The sequence below is a fragment of the Clostridium fungisolvens genome (assembly GCF_014193895.1).
GTDB lineage: Bacteria > Bacillota > Clostridia > Clostridiales > Clostridiaceae > Clostridium_AR > Clostridium_AR fungisolvens.
The window spans coordinates 3,440,358-3,458,459 of sequence record NZ_BLZR01000001.1; the positions used below are offsets into that span (position 1 = coordinate 3,440,358).

At 30.3% G+C, this 18,102-nt stretch carries 17 protein-coding genes and 1 other RNA gene; 6 read left to right on the forward strand and 12 right to left on the reverse strand.

The window, feature by feature from the left end; translation table 11 throughout:
* Positions 1–115: 115 nt before the first annotated feature.
* The 3 genes from bsdtw1_RS15170 (at position 116) to bsdtw1_RS15180 (ending at position 2,340) form a co-directional block, all read left to right on the forward strand.
* Positions 116–685: a DUF6652 family protein gene (locus bsdtw1_RS15170; protein ID WP_183278402.1), complete on the forward strand. Its 570-nt coding sequence runs from the start codon at positions 116–118 to the stop codon at positions 683–685.
* Positions 686–809: 124 nt separating this feature from the next.
* The gene (locus bsdtw1_RS15175) at positions 810–1,220 is read left to right on the forward strand and encodes a hypothetical protein (protein ID WP_183278403.1); all 411 of its coding nucleotides are present in this window, start codon (positions 810–812) and stop codon (positions 1,218–1,220) included.
* Between the two features lie 25 nt (positions 1,221–1,245).
* Complete coding sequence (locus tag bsdtw1_RS15180) at positions 1,246–2,340, forward strand: alkaline phosphatase family protein (protein ID WP_183278404.1); 1,095 nt, start codon at positions 1,246–1,248, stop codon at positions 2,338–2,340.
* A gap of 147 nt (positions 2,341–2,487) precedes the next feature.
* Here the strand turns inward: bsdtw1_RS15180 and bsdtw1_RS15185 are convergent, their stop codons facing one another.
* Positions 2,488–3,186, reverse strand: coding sequence for a class I SAM-dependent methyltransferase (locus bsdtw1_RS15185; protein ID WP_183278405.1), 699 nt, complete (start codon positions 3,184–3,186; stop codon positions 2,488–2,490).
* A gap of 620 nt (positions 3,187–3,806) precedes the next feature.
* Positions 3,807–4,553 (reverse strand): tRNA pseudouridine(38-40) synthase TruA, encoded by a 747-nt coding sequence (gene truA, locus bsdtw1_RS15190; protein ID WP_183278406.1) that lies wholly within the window; start codon positions 4,551–4,553, stop codon positions 3,807–3,809.
* A 487-nt stretch (positions 4,554–5,040) separates the two neighbouring features.
* Here truA and bsdtw1_RS15195 point away from each other — a divergent pair, with 487 nt between their 5' ends.
* Positions 5,041–6,780: an ABC-F family ATP-binding cassette domain-containing protein gene (locus bsdtw1_RS15195; RefSeq protein WP_183278407.1), complete on the forward strand. Its 1,740-nt coding sequence runs from the start codon at positions 5,041–5,043 to the stop codon at positions 6,778–6,780.
* Positions 6,781–6,875: 95 nt separating this feature from the next.
* Here bsdtw1_RS15195 and bsdtw1_RS15200 read toward each other — a convergent pair whose 3' ends face one another.
* Together bsdtw1_RS15200 and bsdtw1_RS15205 are read right to left on the reverse strand one after the other, a co-directional pair.
* A complete protein-coding gene (locus bsdtw1_RS15200; protein ID WP_183278408.1) occupies positions 6,876–7,874 on the reverse strand; it encodes an oxidoreductase in 999 nt (332 codons plus the stop codon).
* 332 nt (positions 7,875–8,206) lie between these two features.
* Positions 8,207–8,572 (reverse strand): MerR family transcriptional regulator, encoded by a 366-nt coding sequence (locus tag bsdtw1_RS15205; RefSeq protein WP_183278409.1) that lies wholly within the window; start codon positions 8,570–8,572, stop codon positions 8,207–8,209.
* Between the two features lie 106 nt (positions 8,573–8,678).
* Between bsdtw1_RS15205 and bsdtw1_RS15210 the strand changes: the two genes are divergently transcribed.
* On the forward strand, positions 8,679–9,530 hold the full coding sequence (locus bsdtw1_RS15210; RefSeq protein ID WP_183278410.1) for a patatin-like phospholipase family protein: 852 nt from the start codon (positions 8,679–8,681) through the stop codon (positions 9,528–9,530).
* Positions 9,531–9,953: 423 nt separating this feature from the next.
* Here bsdtw1_RS15210 and fliB read toward each other — a convergent pair whose 3' ends face one another.
* The 4 genes from fliB to bsdtw1_RS15230 form a co-directional block, all read right to left on the reverse strand.
* The gene (gene fliB, locus bsdtw1_RS15215) at positions 9,954–11,111 is read right to left on the reverse strand and encodes a flagellin lysine-N-methylase (protein ID WP_183278411.1); all 1,158 of its coding nucleotides are present in this window, start codon (positions 11,109–11,111) and stop codon (positions 9,954–9,956) included.
* A 252-nt stretch (positions 11,112–11,363) separates the two neighbouring features.
* Positions 11,364–11,736: RNase P RNA component class A (gene rnpB, locus bsdtw1_RS15220), an RNA gene on the reverse strand.
* Positions 11,737–12,175: 439 nt separating this feature from the next.
* Entirely contained in the window at positions 12,176–12,922 is a 747-nt protein-coding gene (locus bsdtw1_RS15225) for a DUF554 domain-containing protein (RefSeq protein WP_183278412.1), read from the reverse strand.
* Between the two features lie 408 nt (positions 12,923–13,330).
* Positions 13,331–14,224, reverse strand: a complete 894-nt coding sequence (locus tag bsdtw1_RS15230; protein ID WP_183278413.1) for a LysR family transcriptional regulator — start codon at positions 14,222–14,224, stop codon at positions 13,331–13,333.
* 354 nt (positions 14,225–14,578) lie between these two features.
* Between bsdtw1_RS15230 and bsdtw1_RS15235 the strand changes: the two genes are divergently transcribed.
* Positions 14,579–14,887, forward strand: a complete 309-nt coding sequence (locus bsdtw1_RS15235) for a hypothetical protein (RefSeq protein WP_183278414.1) — start codon at positions 14,579–14,581, stop codon at positions 14,885–14,887.
* 127 nt (positions 14,888–15,014) lie between these two features.
* Here bsdtw1_RS15235 and bsdtw1_RS15240 read toward each other — a convergent pair whose 3' ends face one another.
* The 4 genes from bsdtw1_RS15240 to bsdtw1_RS15255 all read right to left on the reverse strand — a co-directional run bounded on the left by bsdtw1_RS15240 (position 15,015) and on the right by bsdtw1_RS15255 (position 17,952).
* Positions 15,015–15,290, reverse strand: coding sequence for a hypothetical protein (locus bsdtw1_RS15240; RefSeq protein WP_183278415.1), 276 nt, complete (start codon positions 15,288–15,290; stop codon positions 15,015–15,017).
* A gap of 21 nt (positions 15,291–15,311) precedes the next feature.
* A complete protein-coding gene (locus tag bsdtw1_RS15245; RefSeq protein ID WP_183278416.1) occupies positions 15,312–16,109 on the reverse strand; it encodes a TIGR00266 family protein in 798 nt (265 codons plus the stop codon).
* Positions 16,110–16,457: 348 nt separating this feature from the next.
* Positions 16,458–17,261 (reverse strand): Nif3-like dinuclear metal center hexameric protein, encoded by an 804-nt coding sequence (locus tag bsdtw1_RS15250; RefSeq protein ID WP_183278417.1) that lies wholly within the window; start codon positions 17,259–17,261, stop codon positions 16,458–16,460.
* Position 17,262: 1 nt separating this feature from the next.
* Positions 17,263–17,952, reverse strand: a complete 690-nt coding sequence (locus bsdtw1_RS15255; protein ID WP_183278418.1) for a tRNA (adenine(22)-N(1))-methyltransferase — start codon at positions 17,950–17,952, stop codon at positions 17,263–17,265.
* Between the last annotated feature and the right edge of the window lie 150 nt (positions 17,953–18,102).

Genomic DNA, 18,102 nt, shown 5'->3' on the forward strand with positions numbered 1-18,102 from the left:
ATTTTCAAAACTCCTCTAGGTTCTGAGAGGAGAATCTGAAAATACAAATTTAATTATGAATTTGTTCATCTATATAATAATTAGGAAGTAAAAATTAATATGTAGGAGTAGATACATGAAAAATGTTAAGAACACACTTATAGGGCTATACTTCAACCTTTTTATGGTAGTTTTATCATTAATTCTTCTATTAAGAGGATTAATACATGGTAATACTGGCAACTGGCTGAAGTGGATATTAGTATTTGCACTTATTTCTTCAGAAATTTTAAACATAGTTTTTGCAGGAATAAACACTGTAAATTCTTTTATTCTTTTTAAAAACAGTGACTATAACTCAATGCGAAAGAATATGAAAGCACTTAAATTTGGAGTAATTCCTTACTTTGTTATTAATTTTATTATATATGGTTTATTGTTTTTACTATTTTTTGCTGCATCTAGAGGATTGATTTTATTCACACCTATACCATTTTTATTTTTGATTCCTGTTTTTTTTGCATACCTTACGGTGATATTTACATCAAGTTATGGATTAGGTTTTTCACTAATTTTATATAAAGAAAAAATGATTAGCACAGGAAAACTGGTACTGCACATTATACTACAACTATGTTTTGTCCTAGATGTATTAGACACGATAATTTTACTAGCCAAAAATAAAACTGTGAAAATTAGTGGATAGAAATATGGTATAATAATCCTACTATTTAAAAAATGCTATGAATTCACAAGAAAAAAATAAATCTAATTAGATTATTTTATGATATATTGACTGAATACGGTTGTGTATAAGGAGAAAAGTCAGAATGACAACAAAGGAAAATAACGAAAATATTGATGAAACTAATAAAGAGGGAAAAATAAACAAAATAGAAGATCTTGTTTCAAGTTATAGAAAAGATGTTTTACAACGCTATTTTGGTGAAAAAGGTGGAAAAAACCTCTTATATTCAATAATTGGTATATGTTTATTGAGAGGTTTAATCGGCAAATTTGCCTTTCATCAGCCGTTCTTATATTCTTTTTTGTATCCATTAATTCTAGTTGGATTGGTTTCTGTCTTATATATAACATTAAAACTCATAAGCTTTAAAAGTCCTAAAATTTCAAAAATTTTAAGTGGAATTCTTCTTATAGCTTGCTGCACTATTTTAATACTGGTTTTTTTACTTTTAATTGTTTTGCTTCTGAATAAACTTTTACACTTCTGGTTCTAAATTTTATAAAAGTAGGAGGAGAAATATGTTTGTTGATTATAATAATAGTATCGTAAATCTTGCTTGCTCTATCTTAAAATATTTTGGTGCTGAAAGTGAACATAATACACTAAAAGAAGTGGATGAGCTTTTGAAAGATCAATACAAAAATGTAGTTGTCTTGCTATTAGATGGATTAGGAGTTGATGCATTACAATATCATTTATCGGAAAATGATTTTTTCCGAAAGAATATGATTAAGGAATATTCATCTGTGTTTCCTCCAACTACTACATCAGCAACTACCTCTATTGAAAGTGGTTTAACCCCTTTTGAACATGGGTGGTTAGGATGGAGTTTGTATTTTAGTGAAATAAATAAAATTGTAAACGCATTTATCAATACGGATAAGGATACAGAAATTCAGGCGGCGGATTATCATGTTGCCAGTAAATTTATACCTTATAAAAGTATTTATGAAAAAATAAGAGTTGCTGGGATGGCCAACGCATATAGTGTATCTAAATTCGGAAGCAATAAAATAAAAACCTTTGATGAATTGACTGATGAAGTAGAAAGGTTATGTGCTACCTCCGAGAAAAAATACATATATGGATATTGGGAAAATCCTGATAGCTTAATGCATGAGTTTGGTTGCTATAACAGTCTGGTTACTGAGAATATAAAAGAACTGGAAGAGAAAGTATCAGATATGTGCAAAAGATTATCCGATACATTAGTTATAGTTACTGCAGATCACGGCCATTGTAATTTGAAGCACTATGTTTTGACTGATTATCCTAAGTTAATTACTATGTTAAAACGTCCAATTTCTATAGAAACAAGATCAATAGCTTTCTATATAAAAGAGGAATACTTGAATGATTTTCCTATTGAGTTCAAAAATAATTTTGGTGACGAATTTTTGTTGTACTCAAAAGAAGAGGTTATCCAAAAGAATATATTTGGTTTCGGGAAAATGCATCCTAAGTTTGAAGAATTCATAGGAGATTATTTAGCAATAGCAGTTAGTGACAAAGGTATTGTATATTCTCAGGAATCAAAGCAATTTATCTCAAATCATGCTGGGATGACTGAACAGGAAATAAAGATACCACTTATAGCAATATGTAAAAAATGAGTATCTTCAAAAGTTAGTTTACAATGTTCTTGAAATATGACATAAAAACACTGCAAAATTCAATTATGAATAATGCAGTGTTTTAATTAATTATTCATCTTTTATTTATGTGACGTTAAACAAGAATATTGTTCACCATATCAAAAGTTATTTCTTTTTAAATAAGGCTGTCCACATAAAACCTAAACCTTGTAAAGTACCTTCTATTCCCTCTTCATATTTTTTTATCTCTACAACTTCAAAGTCTTTACAAAATATTTGCTCAAGTTTTTCCTTGGTAAAGGCAACTCCTACACGGTGTTTTTCATAATACTCCCAGTCTGTAACTTCATCTGCACACTCTTCTCCCCAAGCAAAACATGTTAGTCCAAAGTAAGAACCTTGCTTTAATGAGTTTCTTAATAGTTCTACATATGAAATTCGTCTGTGTGGCGGCAAGTGATGAAAGCAACCACTATCATATATAAAGTCATATTCTTTGCTATCTAATTCAAAAATAGATTTACAGATAAAATTAATACTACAATTATTGTTTTCAGCAAATATCCTAGCGTTAGCAATTGCTGATTCAGATAAATCTACTGCTGTTATTTCACTACCTAACTTAGCCATATATACAGCATTCCTTCCTTCTCCACAACCAAGTTCAAGTACGGTTTTTGGAGCAATTACTCCACTTGAAAAATATCGTTTTAGATTTTCATCAGGTAAATCAGGATGTACTATAAATGGAGCCTTAGCCCATCTCTGTGAGTAAAAACTGTTCCATTGTGTTGCTTGGTCAGCAAGCTTGGAATCTAACATATTAAATACATCCTCAACATTCAAAATATCTTGATTAGTCACAATATTTTCCCCCTAATTAAAACTTATCAATCAGCTCCTAAAAACACATGAATTAGTCGGTAAAACTTTACCATTTCGTTTTAATTATACCATATCACACCAATTAACTATAGGACATCCGTAGTCCGAAGAGTGTTTTAATTATTTAATCATATTAATATATAGTATTCATGCGGGTTCCAGAGGCTTATGGTTGAGGGCAAGTATATTTATCCAAACCCACTATAGATTTTTTATTAGTTCAATCTAATTTCACAACAAGTCATGGATTATTATAAAATAAAGTGAACTAATTTTAAAATTAAAACTTTTAATATTTATTATTGTACACATAGCACATAGAGCATATCAATAAACTATAACAGTAAATAATATGTATCAAGTAGAAAAAGGCAAAAACCCTCAACATTTCTGTAGAGGGTTTAATATGTATGGTGTAGATGAAACATTTCCTTTGAAATCCATTAATTATTAATTGTAAATATATTGATAATTTATGTTTTAATTGGAACTAGTCTATTTATAACTTAATACTGATAGCTCCCATTACAAAAAATCTATATCATTTGTGGTATGTTTTACCGCACATACATAACAGAGACTTTTAAAAGATATATGTACTAATATTGAACACTTAATAAACAAAGCGCATCTGCACTAGCTTTATGACCTACATCATTCATATCCTTAGACTGAAAAGCTTTCTCTATTGTATTCATAGGTAATTGACCAAGCCCTACTTGAATTAGTGTACCTACTATTACTCTTTCCATATTTAATAAAAATCCATTTGCTGTCATGGTAATAATAATTTCATGTTTAGTTTCTTTTACATCAAGAGAAAGTATCTTTTTAATTGATTTCTTTGTTTTCTTATTAGTAGTAAAAGCTAAGAAATCATGTTCACCTATAAGTTTCTTTGCAGCCTCTTTACTTTTAGCTACATCTATTGTTTGATTCATTAAGTTAACGTAATGTCTTTCAAACAAAGGACGATTAGGCGCATCTTTTTTCCATAAGCGATATTCGTAAGTTGCACTTTTCATTAAATATCTACTATGAAATCTTTCATCAACAGTTTCTACCGACAATATAATAATATCATCAGTTAAATATTTTTCGAAATACTCGAAAATTTCTTTTTCGCTTAAACTATTATCTGGTGCTATAAAATTAACAATTTGACCTTTAGCATGTACCCCAGCATCAGTATTAACCGCACCAATAACCTCTATCTCTCTTCCATAGAGCTTTGATAATATCAATTCTAACTTACCTTCGATACTCTTTTCCGCGTTATCCTTGGATTTATTATACCCTATATATTTTCTACCGTCATAGGCTATCATCATCTTATAATTTTGCATTTGAATCCTCCTTTTTGCTAAATAGCAATCATTACATTTTATCATATACTAAGGTAGGTTTATATATGTAAACTTCGTTATTGAAAAATTTTTATAAGCCTTACTCTCTTTATAAGAGAATATCTTGTAACAAAAGATAAAGTAAATAGCCTTACGTATACCGTAATAGCTAAGGATGTATTTGAAGTTAAAGTATTTTTCCAATTTATTGTTCCTTCTATTATAGGTTTCCTCTAAGGAAATTTAATCCATACTTGCTCAAAAATCATGACATCTGAGTATTTTTGTACATGTATATATTAACAATTGAAGTTGTAACCCTAGAAATGATTGAACTTAATCGAAAAAGGTGTTATGCTGTCAATATTAAGCTTAGTAAAATGTATTTATTACATAAAAATCAAATGTAAAATTTCGATTACTAAAGACTATATAAAAGCGCCTATTTTTATAGGCTCTTTTTTAATTATAAAGAAAGAGGTATACTATGCTAAAAATTGATAACTTATCCTACTCGTTTCCTGAGAAGGATCTATATAAAAATATTTCATTTACATTAGAATATGGTCAACATTGTGCTTTTATAGGAACAAATGGCAGTGGAAAAAGTACTCTGATAGATATAATTATGGATCCAGAAAAATATATGTTCAATGGTACGTTAGAGATGTCCCCAAATTCTAGAATTGGGTATGTAAGTCAATTCTCTCAACTGGACAAGATAAAAGACACTACAGTTTTTGAATATATAGGAGAAGATTTTATTAAACTACAAAATGAAATAACAGCTATTTGTACTGAAATGGAAACATCTTCGGATATTGATACTCTACTAGAAAAATATCAACAAGCTCTAGATGCATTTAATGCAATTGATGGGGATTTTTTCGAAGACACTATTAATAAAAATTTAAATCTTGCAAATTTAATGAGTTATAAAGATTCAATGATATCTGAACTTAGTGGTGGAGAATTCAAGCTTATCCAAGTAATAAAAGCAATGCTAAATAGTCCAGACTTAATTATTATGGATGAACCTGATGTGTTTTTAGACTTTGGAAACCTTAATTCTCTTAAAGATTTAATTAATTCACACAAAGGAACAATGTTAATTATTACTCACAATAGATACTTACTGAATCATTGTTTCAACAAAATTATTCACCTTGAAAACATGGAGCTACAAGAATTTGATGGAAGCTATATTGATTATAACTTCTCATTACTTCAAACTAAAATTGAATTACAAGAACTAGCTGCTGCTGATACTGAAGAAATTGAGAGAAACGAGAAATTAATAAATAAACTAAGAATTATTGCTACTGAGAATGCTGAAGCTTTTAGAGGGAGAACTCTAAATGCTAGAGTTAAAATTCAAGAAAGATTAGAAAAACGTAGAATTAAAGCACCTTTTGTAGATATTAAAGAAGTGGATATCGGTTTAGTTACAGGTAAAAAAATCAAAGAAGACATTGCTTTAAAAGTTAATAATTATAGTGTTTCCTTTGATGATGTACTTCTAGAAAATGTTAACTTTGAGGTTAAAGGTACTGAAAAGGTAGCAATTATCGGTTCAAATGGTACAGGAAAAACCACTTTACTTCAAGAAATATTTGAAAATAATCATGATTCTATTGAGCTAAATGAAGAAGCTAAAGTAGCTTATTTATCTCAGATCCAAAATAAGACACTAAATACTTCTAATACTATCCTTCAAGAGTTCTATGATGCTGGTTTTAAAACTTATGAAGATATTAAATCACATATTTTAGACTATGCTTTTGAAGAAGAAATGATTAATAGAAAGATAGGAACTTTATCTGGTGGCGAAAAAAATATGCTTCAATTGGCTAAACTTTCTGTTAGTGACGCAAACCTGTTGCTCCTTGATGAACCAACAAGTCATTTAGACACCTATTCACAAATAGCCTTAGAAAAAGCCATAAAAAACTATAATGGTTCGATTATAATGATTTCTCATGATTTCTATACTATAGTAAACTGTATGGATTCTCTTTTAATCATTGAAGATAAGACTATTAGGAAAATGAATATGCGCAAATTTAAAAAAATGATTTATGCTAATCATTTTGGCAAAGACTATTTAGAAATTGAACAAAATAAAAAATCACTTGAAACAAGAATAGAATTAGCTTTAAAAGCTACTGATTTTGAGCTTGCAAAAGTTTTATCTGAAGAGTTAGAAGAGCTAATTAAGTTACTCTAAATTTAACTCATGGTAATGTCAGCAATCTAAGAAAACATTAAAAATGAAATTAAGGATTTATCTTATCAATGCTAAGATAAATCCTTATTTGTCAATTAGGCTTCACTCTTTATTTTTCCCAATAAGACTTCTACAAAGTTTGGCTGTTTTAATATAGGTCTTCCAAGAGCTATAAAATCAACCTCACCCTTTTCAACCATATCCGCTGCTATTTCAACATCTTCCAAATCTCCAGCACCTATAACAGGAACCGTAACTTTTGACTTTACAGTTTTAATCATATCTCTTAGCATTGCTGGACCTTTTAATACAAGCGGTGGAAGCATACCTGATGAGGTATCAAGAATATCTATTCCCGCTTCAACAAGCTTTTCTGCTACCTGACATCCTTCTTCAAGCGTTAGCCCACCTGGAAGAAGGTCATCTAATCCAAGACGAACTAGCAATAGTAAGTCATCTCCTAAGGCCTTTCTCACCTCTGTTGTTATTTCTAAAAGAAGACGACTTCTATTTTCCAGACTTCCGCCGTATTCATCAGTTCTTAAATTAGTTATGGGAGATAAAAATTGAGTTAATAGGAACCCATGGCAATTATGTATTTCTACGCCATCAAAGCCTGCCTTTTTAACACGTAGCGCAGCCTTTACAAAGTCTTCTTTTATTTCCTGGATTTCCTCAATAGTCAAAGCCTTTGGCAATGCACGTTTGAATGCAGGGTTTATTACAGCAGATGGAGCCACAGCTTCCATTCCTGTTAGTTCAACGTTAGCAGCACTTCCTGCATGATTTATCTGAACAACTCCAACTTGGTTATTCTTATGTATAATATCTGCAAGTTTTGATAATCCTTCGATACATTCATCTCTATCAACATATATAAGCTTCTCTCTATACTGGCCAGCACGTGCTACAGCTGCCTGTTCAACAACTATAAGAGATGGACCCTTGCGTTGTTCGTATATTGATAATAACTCCTCTGTAATCAATCCATCCTCCGTTGCCATTGCTATGTCAAAAGGGGCACAAGCATATCTGTTTTCAAAAGTAAATCCTTTAACCGTAAGATTTCTAAGTAAAATTGATCCGTTGCTCATTTTTCCACATCCTTCATTAATACTTTTTATTTTCATATCATAAATAACAAAATAACATAGCTATACATATACCAGTTCCAAATAAACTTTATTTATCAAGTAAAATACTATTAATAATTAAAATGATTTTTAGCATATTTTAAAATCATGGAAATGTGATATCTTTTCTATTTATTGAAATCTATATCATAAACACCCTATAAAACCTCCATTTAATAAGGTCTTACAGTATAGATTATGTTCTATAGTACATGCACTAATTATATCTATTTGTGAATTATCTATCAATATTTTCTAAACTATTTATTTTTAACGTGAGTTCCATGAAAACCTTATTCAATATGAATCTTAGAATTCAATTTATTTTCAAGCATTTTCTTTAATATAGCCTCAGTTTTATCTAGATTTTCTCTTTGGATTTTCACTTCTTCTATCTTTTTTTGTAAAAGTTCAATCTTTGTATCTGTTGAAACTAGATTCGAATTGCTTTTTTGAATCTCTCTAATCTCTCCTAAAGAGAAACCTACTGAATGAACTGTTTTTATCATTATAAGATAATCTATAATATCTTCAGAATAATTACGATAATTGTTTGAGTCTCTACTAAAATACTTTTCAGGAATCAAATCTTGTTTTTCGTAAAATCTAATAGTAGATATAGATAACCCTGTTCTTTTTGATACTTCATTTATTTTCATAAAAAACCTCACTAATTTCTCTTGACTCTAAACCTTACTTCATAGTTTATAATACATTTTGAGCAATTCATTAGTCAACATATCAAAGGAAATGGAGAGGATTATAATGCAAAATACTAATAAAAAAACACGTGCAGTTGTATTAGGTGGTGGAGGTGTAACAGGCATAGCTTGGGAGATTGGAATAATTACAGCTTTGCTACAGGAAGGTCTTAATCTAGCAGATGCTGATGTAATTATCGGAACATCTGCAGGCTCATTTGTTGGCACTGCACTGGCAAGTGGCTATGATATGAAAAAACTTTATGATTCTCAATTCATCCAAAATAAATCAGAAGTCAATGTATCAGTAAGCTCTGAAGTTATTAAATTATGGACTGAATCCTTTATATATGGGAAAGATGATAAAAAGAAGATTGGAAAGATGTTTGGAGACATCGCAAAGAAATATCCTGTCAAAGTCTCAAAAGAAGAGCGCCAGGCAGTTGTAGAATCAAGACTTACTACAACTATTTGGCCATCAAAATTGAAAGTCACTGCTGTAGATGCTGAAACTGGAGAGCTTCATGTATTTGATAAAGATTCTGGTACTACACTTACAAATGCAGTTAGTGCAAGTGGTGCTGTTCCAGGATTATGGCCTTCGGTAACATTTAATGATAGAGTTTGGATTGATGGCGGTATGGTTTCAAGTACCAATGCATTTTTGGCAGATTCTTATGACAAAGTGGTAATTTTGTCTCCTATGCCACAAAAATATGGATTAGTTTCTAGTGTTAAAGAAGATGCCGAAGAAATGCAAAAAAGAGCAGCTGTTTCTCTTATTATTCCTGATAATGATAGTATTTTAGCAATAGGCAAAAATCCTTATGATCCAACTCATGCTGCCGCATCTGCAAAAGCTGGATTTGAACAAGGAATAAAAGAAGCTTCTATAATTTACAAAACATGGGCTTAATTATTAAACACACATTATCCTTCAACTTCATTATCACCGCTGTGGACAATGTTACCCTAAGCATATGAGGTGTTAAACATGATGTAAAGGGTTCCTGTGTCGAAACTTAATTTATACTTGTTTGAAAATCCCGCCTTCTGGAGATTTTCGGGCATGTATAAATTAATAGTTGAGCTAGGAACCCTATAAAGTGTTCCTATATGGAAACTTAACTTATAAATGTATCAAGGACTTACTTTATTACAGTAAGTCCTTTTTTCCAATAGCTCATAACTGATGAGCCTACAACCTATACTTCATGCTCTAAAACTAAAATGGAAGGCTCTTATTATTACTCTTTTCTTGTTTTCATAATCAAATACGTAGACACGTCTAGAACAAATATATCTGGTATCGGGCCAACCTGTTGATAGCATACAGCTATTAATTCATCAATATAGTTAAAAATCCATCTAAGTTAAATACTTTGTTAGTTTCAAATATCTCTGCTAACTTTTCTATATTCTCCTCTAAATGTTCAACGTCTTTAGAATACATGTGCATTATATCTACTGAGTCTTCATCAATAAATTTTCCGCTTTCTATCCACCTAAACACAAATAATTCCTTAATCATTAAGTAACTAACCACCGCTGTTTTCACTTTTGCAGATAAATCATAATCAAAAACAGCTTTCATAAAATATCTAAATACAAAGTAAACTAACAGATTTTCAAACTTGTACATCTTTTCTTTATAATACTGATTAAATTGTTTATGTTTATCTAAATAAAGTTCTGCATCACTATTGCCCTGCCAAAAATAACTTAATACCTTATGTAAGCCTAATGGATCATTAGGAGTTATATGTTTTAGGTCTTTAAATACCTTAAAAAACTCATATATGTTATTATATCTGATAGTCCCCTTACCCTTATACTTATCGAAAGTACTAATAATTTCACTTCTAATCCCATTGTTTAAGTATTTTTCATTAACAGCTTTTATACCCATTATATTATTTTCATCTATTACTGCTTGAATTTCGCTAGTAAATTTAAGAATTAAAGAAACTCTATCCTCTAGAACAATATTACGGTTTTGAAGGATATCAAGAATTATTTTTCTACTTTGCAAAAGATTTATAAAAAGCATGGCGTTAATATCATTATATGAAGTTATTTCTTCTTCAATTTCACTTACTTCGAACTCTACCTTTTTATGATCTCTTAATATTATTCTTGCTGCTTCTGGACAGGACAGCGATATCCCTATCTCACGTAAGCCACCAAATTCTTCAGTGTATCTTGGAAACTGCCTGCAAGTATAGCAAAGACTATCAGCCCCAAGCTCAGTATATATATCACACATTTTGTTTTCATTTAGAAATGCACAGTCATCACCTTTTAATACAAATATATTCTCTCCATCACGATATACTATCTTATCTCGTAGTCTTTTTCCAAACTCTCCATCTACCCTTTTATATTTATTATATGTTTCATCATCAATTACAATTTCCCAGCCAGCACAGCATGTATCTTCACACTCTGAGGCTATACATTTGAATTCTTTAAAATACTCTGGTACTCGAATCTTCATTTCTTACCTCATTCTATTTATATTTTTAAGTTATTCCTTAATTTTAATACCTATTGATGATATCATCAAGTAGCCAAGTACCATTACTAATCACAAAAAAAAACAAACTTATTACCTCTAATCCAATAAAAAAATTGAAATAGATGAATTTAGTCTCGAGTAACTAGAACGGTATATAAAAGTAAATAATATCCTCAGTGGCAAATCGGTGGCAAAATAAAAAAACACTTAGGTCAAACCTAGTGTTTTCAATGTGCGAGATAAGTCTATAAGCCGAGTTCTGTATTTGACAATCATCTATCTAGGCCCATCGTTGCCGATGGGCTCCAGCGATACACCCAGAGGCGGGACGGGCAATCCCATAATGCCTCTCTATTCGATCTTGCTCCAGGTGGGGTTTACAGAGCCGTGAAGTCGCCATCACGCTGGTGAGCTCTTACCTCGCCTTTCCACCCTTACCAGATGATATAAATATCATACTCATTCTTAAAAAGAATTCTGGCGGTATATCTCTGTTGCACTTTCCTTCGGGTCGCCTCGACTGGACGTTATCCAGCACCCTGCCCTGCGGAGCTCGGACTTTCCTCTCCTGACTGTCGTCAGCAGCGATTGTCTGGCTTACTCGCAAGATTTATCTTATCATATTAATCGACATAAAGCAAATAATTTTTCATAGGATATTTAATATAATATAACTAATTTTTTCTATAATCAGCTTATAATCTTATCTAGTTTATATTATAGATAGACCAGTTCTTAATAATATCGGTAATTAAATCTCAATTAATACATACTAGAATCATTAACTAATCTTTATATAGTAACACTGGGGTATCCATTTCTATGAACAGACATACTACTTCAATCTTTGGACTCAAAGTAATGCTTTCGGTAAACCTACGAAGCATTATTTTGATAGCTTTAACATGAAGTAGTTTATCTATATATATGGACAACTCTATAATTATAATTTTATTTTTTAAAAAAACTTCCTCAGTACTTAAAAATCCAAAAAAATGTAGTTTTAGCTTTAGAGTTAACTATCCTTAGTAAGCACTCATAAATTAATGAATAAATACAGCCCATAAATGCGATATAGGCATTGCTAAGATAAGTGCTGGTATCATGTTGGCTACTGGAAAGTTCTTAATCTCACTTATACGGAAACCTGTTGCTAACATTATTATTCCACCACATGCAGTAAAATCAGATATCATATTTGGTGTAATCATTGGTAATATAAAGGTTGCTCCAAAGAATAATGTAAGTAATATAATTATTTGCGGAATACAAATAAATCCTACTAATATTCCAAGACTAGCTGCAAATATTCCTGCTGTAAAAAGATCTAGAATTGACTTTGTAATTAATATTGAGTGGTCTCCTGTCATACCTTCATTTAATGCACCAAATATACCAGTTCCACTGGCACAAAATAAAATCAATATTCCAACAAACTTCTCCATAAAAGCATCTTGACTTTCTAAGGTAACTGCAACTTCTTCATAAACATCGGTTTTATCACTAGTAAATAATTTTTCAATAGGTTCTTTAGCTTTCTTAGCCCATGTTCCTATTATCTCTTCTAACTTAATCAATTCACCAATAGCACTTCCAAGTATTAAGGCCAAAATTACTGCAGGAAGAGTGTGTACTTTCACTATATAATTCACACCCATTCCCATTGATGCTACTCCAAAAGTTAATGGCAAAGCTCGTCTTAATCTTACTGGTATTTTATCACCTAAAATTGCTCCTATTATCCCTCCAAAAAGTACTGTACATGCATTAACTATTACTCCAATTGGCATTTTAAATTATCCTCCATATATACTTTATCTTTTATAAAGGGACAACCCTCCAATTATACTTATATAAAAAAAACTCTTCTCATAACTGAGCTTAGTTCTTAAAATAGTTTTAGATTTAGAGTTGTCCGTCTAAACTACAGAAACTTAAAGAAAGCTTACTTATAATCATTTTGTCTTCACTGATTATACAATGTATAATCCTTTAGCTAAAAAGTTCATATAACTTCCCATCTTAGGTCTTGTTTCATTATAATTTACATAGTTACTATGAAGCAATTCAAAATTAGAAAAGATATATTCCAATTTGGAATATATCTTTTCTTAATAAGCCTCAAACAATTCATATAATATTCTTATAAATATGATTCTACTTTGATTATTAACTATTCAAGTTCTTTTATTTATCCACTACACTTTGTTCTCTTTAAGCCACTCATCTGTATAGGAGTAGAACTTATTCATAGCTTCAGTTGGCTTTTTCTGTGTTTGAGCAACCAAAGCTAAAGTGCTAGTAATCTTCTTGTCTAACTCTATCATTACTACATCCTTATTATTGAAAAACTCTACAACTTTTCTCATTAATAATGATATCCCTATCCCCTCAGCTACAATTCCAATGATGGTTTCTATTCTGCTATAGTTATATATAACTTTGGGTTCAAATCCTGATTCTCTGCAGGCTTTTAAGCTAATATCATATATTCCTGCCCCAGAATCTAAAAATATAAAATTCTCTTTAGAAGCCTTACCTAAATCCACAGAAGATTTTTTTGCGAACTGGTGATTCTTTGAAACAATCATTACTAAATCATCATCTATCAACGGGTTTATTTTATAACTATCTCCTGATAATGAAACCGTACGAATCAAGGCCAAATCTATTTCTGAATTATTAAGAGATGATAAAACCTCTGGACCAGTTCCCTCGATAATAGCGATATCTATATCTGTATTTTTCTTAGTAAAGCTTGCAACTAGTGATGGGATTCCATATTGCGTCATAACAGGAATCGTACCTATTGTCAAAGTTTTTCTATTACTTCCTTTATATTCATTCATTGCTATATGCATTTCATTATATGTATTTATCATTATATTAGCATAATCTAAAAGTTCTATACCTGCTTCAGTAAGCTTTACTCTTCTCTTGCTCCTATCAAAAAGCTTTACCCCTAATTGATTTTCCAAGGTCTTAATGTGTTTTGATAAGGAGGATTGAGATATACAAAGTTCTTCTGCTGCTAGAGTAAAGTTTTTATTCTCTGCTACTTTTATAAAAAACTTCAATTGACGAATTTCCATAGCTACTCCTACTCATCTTTATCTAGAATTTTTATATCAATACTCTTCACCTATCGCATAACTAATTAAAATAAAATTTCTCAATATAACTCATTCTTAATAACTTGTATGTATTAAAAGACTTAACTACCTTATACTGTGTAACTTTAAGCATAATAGAACTTCATATAAAAATCAAATAATCTTTTTATATTAATCTCAGTTAAAGCGTCAAATGACTAAACAATTAATTTCAACATGATGCTCTAAAATCATCAAAAATTTAAAACGCTCTAATCTCAAATAATGTAATTCATGTTATAATTAAACATATAATAACTTGATTCTATTCTAATTCAGAAAGGAAGTATTGAAATGAATTTCATTGGTTTAATACCTGTATTTATGGGAGTAATCTACTTAATATATTCTGTTTTATGCAAGAATAAGCTTAATTATTATAGTCGAAGATCAAAAATCAAGGTTGTAAGATCAAATGAATTTTTAGCTTTACAATTTAACTTTGCTATTATAAATACTATATATCTTATTGCCTATGGATTTTTAATAATTTTACTTAATCTTGATAGTATATTTGTTATATTAGGACTTGCAGGGTTTTATACCATAAATTTTTTATTATTACTACAAAGCAAAAAGAAAGGTTACATAGACTATAAATAAAAATTAATTTTAAAAGAAAAGATGATTCCTGCTTAATGAAGGAGTCATCTTTTTAAATTACATATAAACTTTTATTGTTTAAATCTTTATTATAAGATTATATATTTTTATCATTTAACCTTAATTCCTAATGCTTATTACTCATATATAAAGCAGCGATGAGCATTAGTATTGCTATCGGTATCCCTATTCTTGTGAACACAAGTAATACTATTATAGCTGATATTATGAGATACTTTAATAGATTTGTGCTTTTCTTAAATTTCATAGGTACTTTATAATCAACCTTTTTATATATGTTTTTGATATCAGTACCTAGTTTTTTAAAATCTTCACCAAGGTCATCATAACTTTTGCCAGTGCTATTAAAGTCATAGTGCTTATAACTCTTCTTTTTTGACACACCTCTCAACCCCAAAAATTGTTAGAAACCATCACCATCTAAAAAGTTACCTAATGTACCTAATATACTTCCTTCATCTTTTCTTCCGCCACCATGCATACCTGAAGCCGCAAATACTCTAGAAGCTAATCTTGAGAAAGGTAAGCTTTGAACCCATACAGAACCTGGTCCTGTTAAAGTAGCTAGGAACAATCCTTCTCCACCAAATAAAGTGTTCTTTATTCCTCCTACAAATTCGATATCATAGTGAACATCTCTCGTCATTGCTACAAGACATCCAGTATCTATCTTTAAGGTTTGACCTGGCATAAGATCTTTCCTTGTTATCGTTCCACCAGCATGAACGAAAGCCAATCCATCTCCTTCAAGCTTTTCAAGTATGAATCCTTCTCCACCAAAGAAGCCTACACTTAATTTTCTTCTAAAGTCAATTCCAATAGATACTCCTTTGGCTGCGCATAAGAAAGCATCTTTTTGGCAGATAAGCTTTCCACCTAGTTTTGATAAATCCATAGGTATTATCTTACCAGGATAAGGAGCTGCAAAGGAAACTTGCGCCTTTCCATAACCTGTGTTAGTGAATGCAGTCATAAATAAACTTTCACCAGTAACAACTCTTTTTCCTGCTGAAAACAACTTGCCCATAAATCCACTTCCAGCATTTGTTCCGTCACCAAAGATTGTTTCCATCTTCATAGTTTGGTCCATCATCATCATTGCACCTGCTTCTGCAAATACAGTTTCATTTGGATCTAATTCTATTTCTACGAACTGCATATCATCTCCATAGATCTTGTAGTCTATTTCATGTGAATACAATAAAATCACTCCTTATATGTTTATAATAATATTCTATTTGAAAATTTGTGCAAATAAAATATATTTTTAGTAACTTAAGAAAATTTTAAGTTATTTATAAGTTAATGTTAAAAATATAGTAGTATCCTATACATGTTTATTGTTCCATATGCCAAATTATTTATTATGAAGATAATTTTTATAACACTTAGAGAGTAAGTTTTGCCTTTCGGTAAATGGAAAAACAGCCTAATTTTTATTAAGCTGTTTTATGTCCTATATGTAAACTCAAGCTGCACATACTATTCTACAATCTCAGTTCCTGCTTATTTTCTCCTATGTATCGCTATGAGCCTTTTTAATCTAAAGTTAAATAAATTTATACGGATCTCTATTGGTTTTTGAAACAATAACTTTTACACCTTTATCAGCCAATAGGAACTTTTCTGTTAATCTATTACATATATCTATAAACAATGGCCATTCTGAGCCAAAATGTCCTATATCTAAAATTGAAATACCTTCTTCTGTATAATCACTTACATAATGATAAGTGGTATCTCCAGTTATGATGCAATCTGCTCCATATCTTTTAGAAATTGCAAAGAAATCTTGCCCGCTTCCATTTATTATAGCGATTTTCTTTACTTTCTTATTTAAATCACCACTAAATCTTAGATTTTGAATTGATAGTTTCTTTTTTATTGTATCTACTAACTCTGATAGTTCCATAGGAGTATCTAAAGACACTAATCTACCGATACCAGCATCTCCATTCTTTGAGTTATTAGAAACTTCAAGGATTTTGTCACTATTAAAACCTAACATTTTCACTATAGTATCGTTCATACCCTCTTTAGCAGAATCTAAGTTAGTATGAGCGCTATAAACATTTATATCATTTTTTATTAGTTCTATAAGCTTTTTACCTAATAAAGTATCCTTTGTAATTGTCTTTGGCTTTAGAAAAAGTATTGGATGATGGGTTAGTATCATTTGTGCACCAATTTCCTTTGCCTCTTCTATTACACTTAGGGTACAATCTAAAGCAACTAATATAGTAGAAACCTCTGCATTATTATCTCCAACCATAAGACCTACATTATCAAAATCTTCTTTTAAGGCCTTAGGCGCAATTTCTTCTACTATTTTTGATATCTCAAATACTTTCATACTACAATATCTCCTTAAGTTTAGAAATTTTAACTTCTAGCTCAGCTCTCTTTTGTTTTGCATGAATAGTATCTTCTTTTATAAAACTCAATATACTTTCATATTTAGATATCTTTGAATTTATAAAACTTATAAAGGTTTCATTATTCTTCTTCAAAATTATAGGACTTACCTCAAAGTATATAGAATCATCAATTTCTAACGGTTTATTACTTTCATTAAATCTAACTTTAAACAATTCATAGTATTTTCCTTCATCAAAGCAGATATCTTCATCAAGAACTTCAAATTTACTGCTATATAAGAATTCTCTCAACACTTCAGGGTTTTGAGCAGGCTGTAGTATAATAAATGAGCACTTCTTAATCTTATCTATGTCCTCTAATAATATATCTCTAGTTAAATTACCACCCATACCAGCTATAACAACTGCTTCTACTTCATTTTCTTTTAAAGTAGAAAGTCCTGGTCCAAGTCTACACTCTATACTCTTCTCCAGTCCATCCATTGCAACATTGAATTTTGCTTTCTCAATAGGGCCTTTATTTATATCAGATGCTATTGCTTTACTGCAAATTTCATTTTTTACGCAATAAATTGGTACATATCCATGATCTGTACCAATATCAGCTATGCTGTCACATTTATCAATATTATTAACTATGGTTTGCAATCTTTTACTAAGTTCCATTAAGTTCACCTTTCTATAAATCCATCATTTGCTTATCAATATTTCTACCAAATTTCACATAACACTATTTTATATATTATTTGTATATAAACTTGTTTAGGTAAATTTAAAAATAGTTAAGAGTATCCCCTTGCTTCTATGAAACTTACC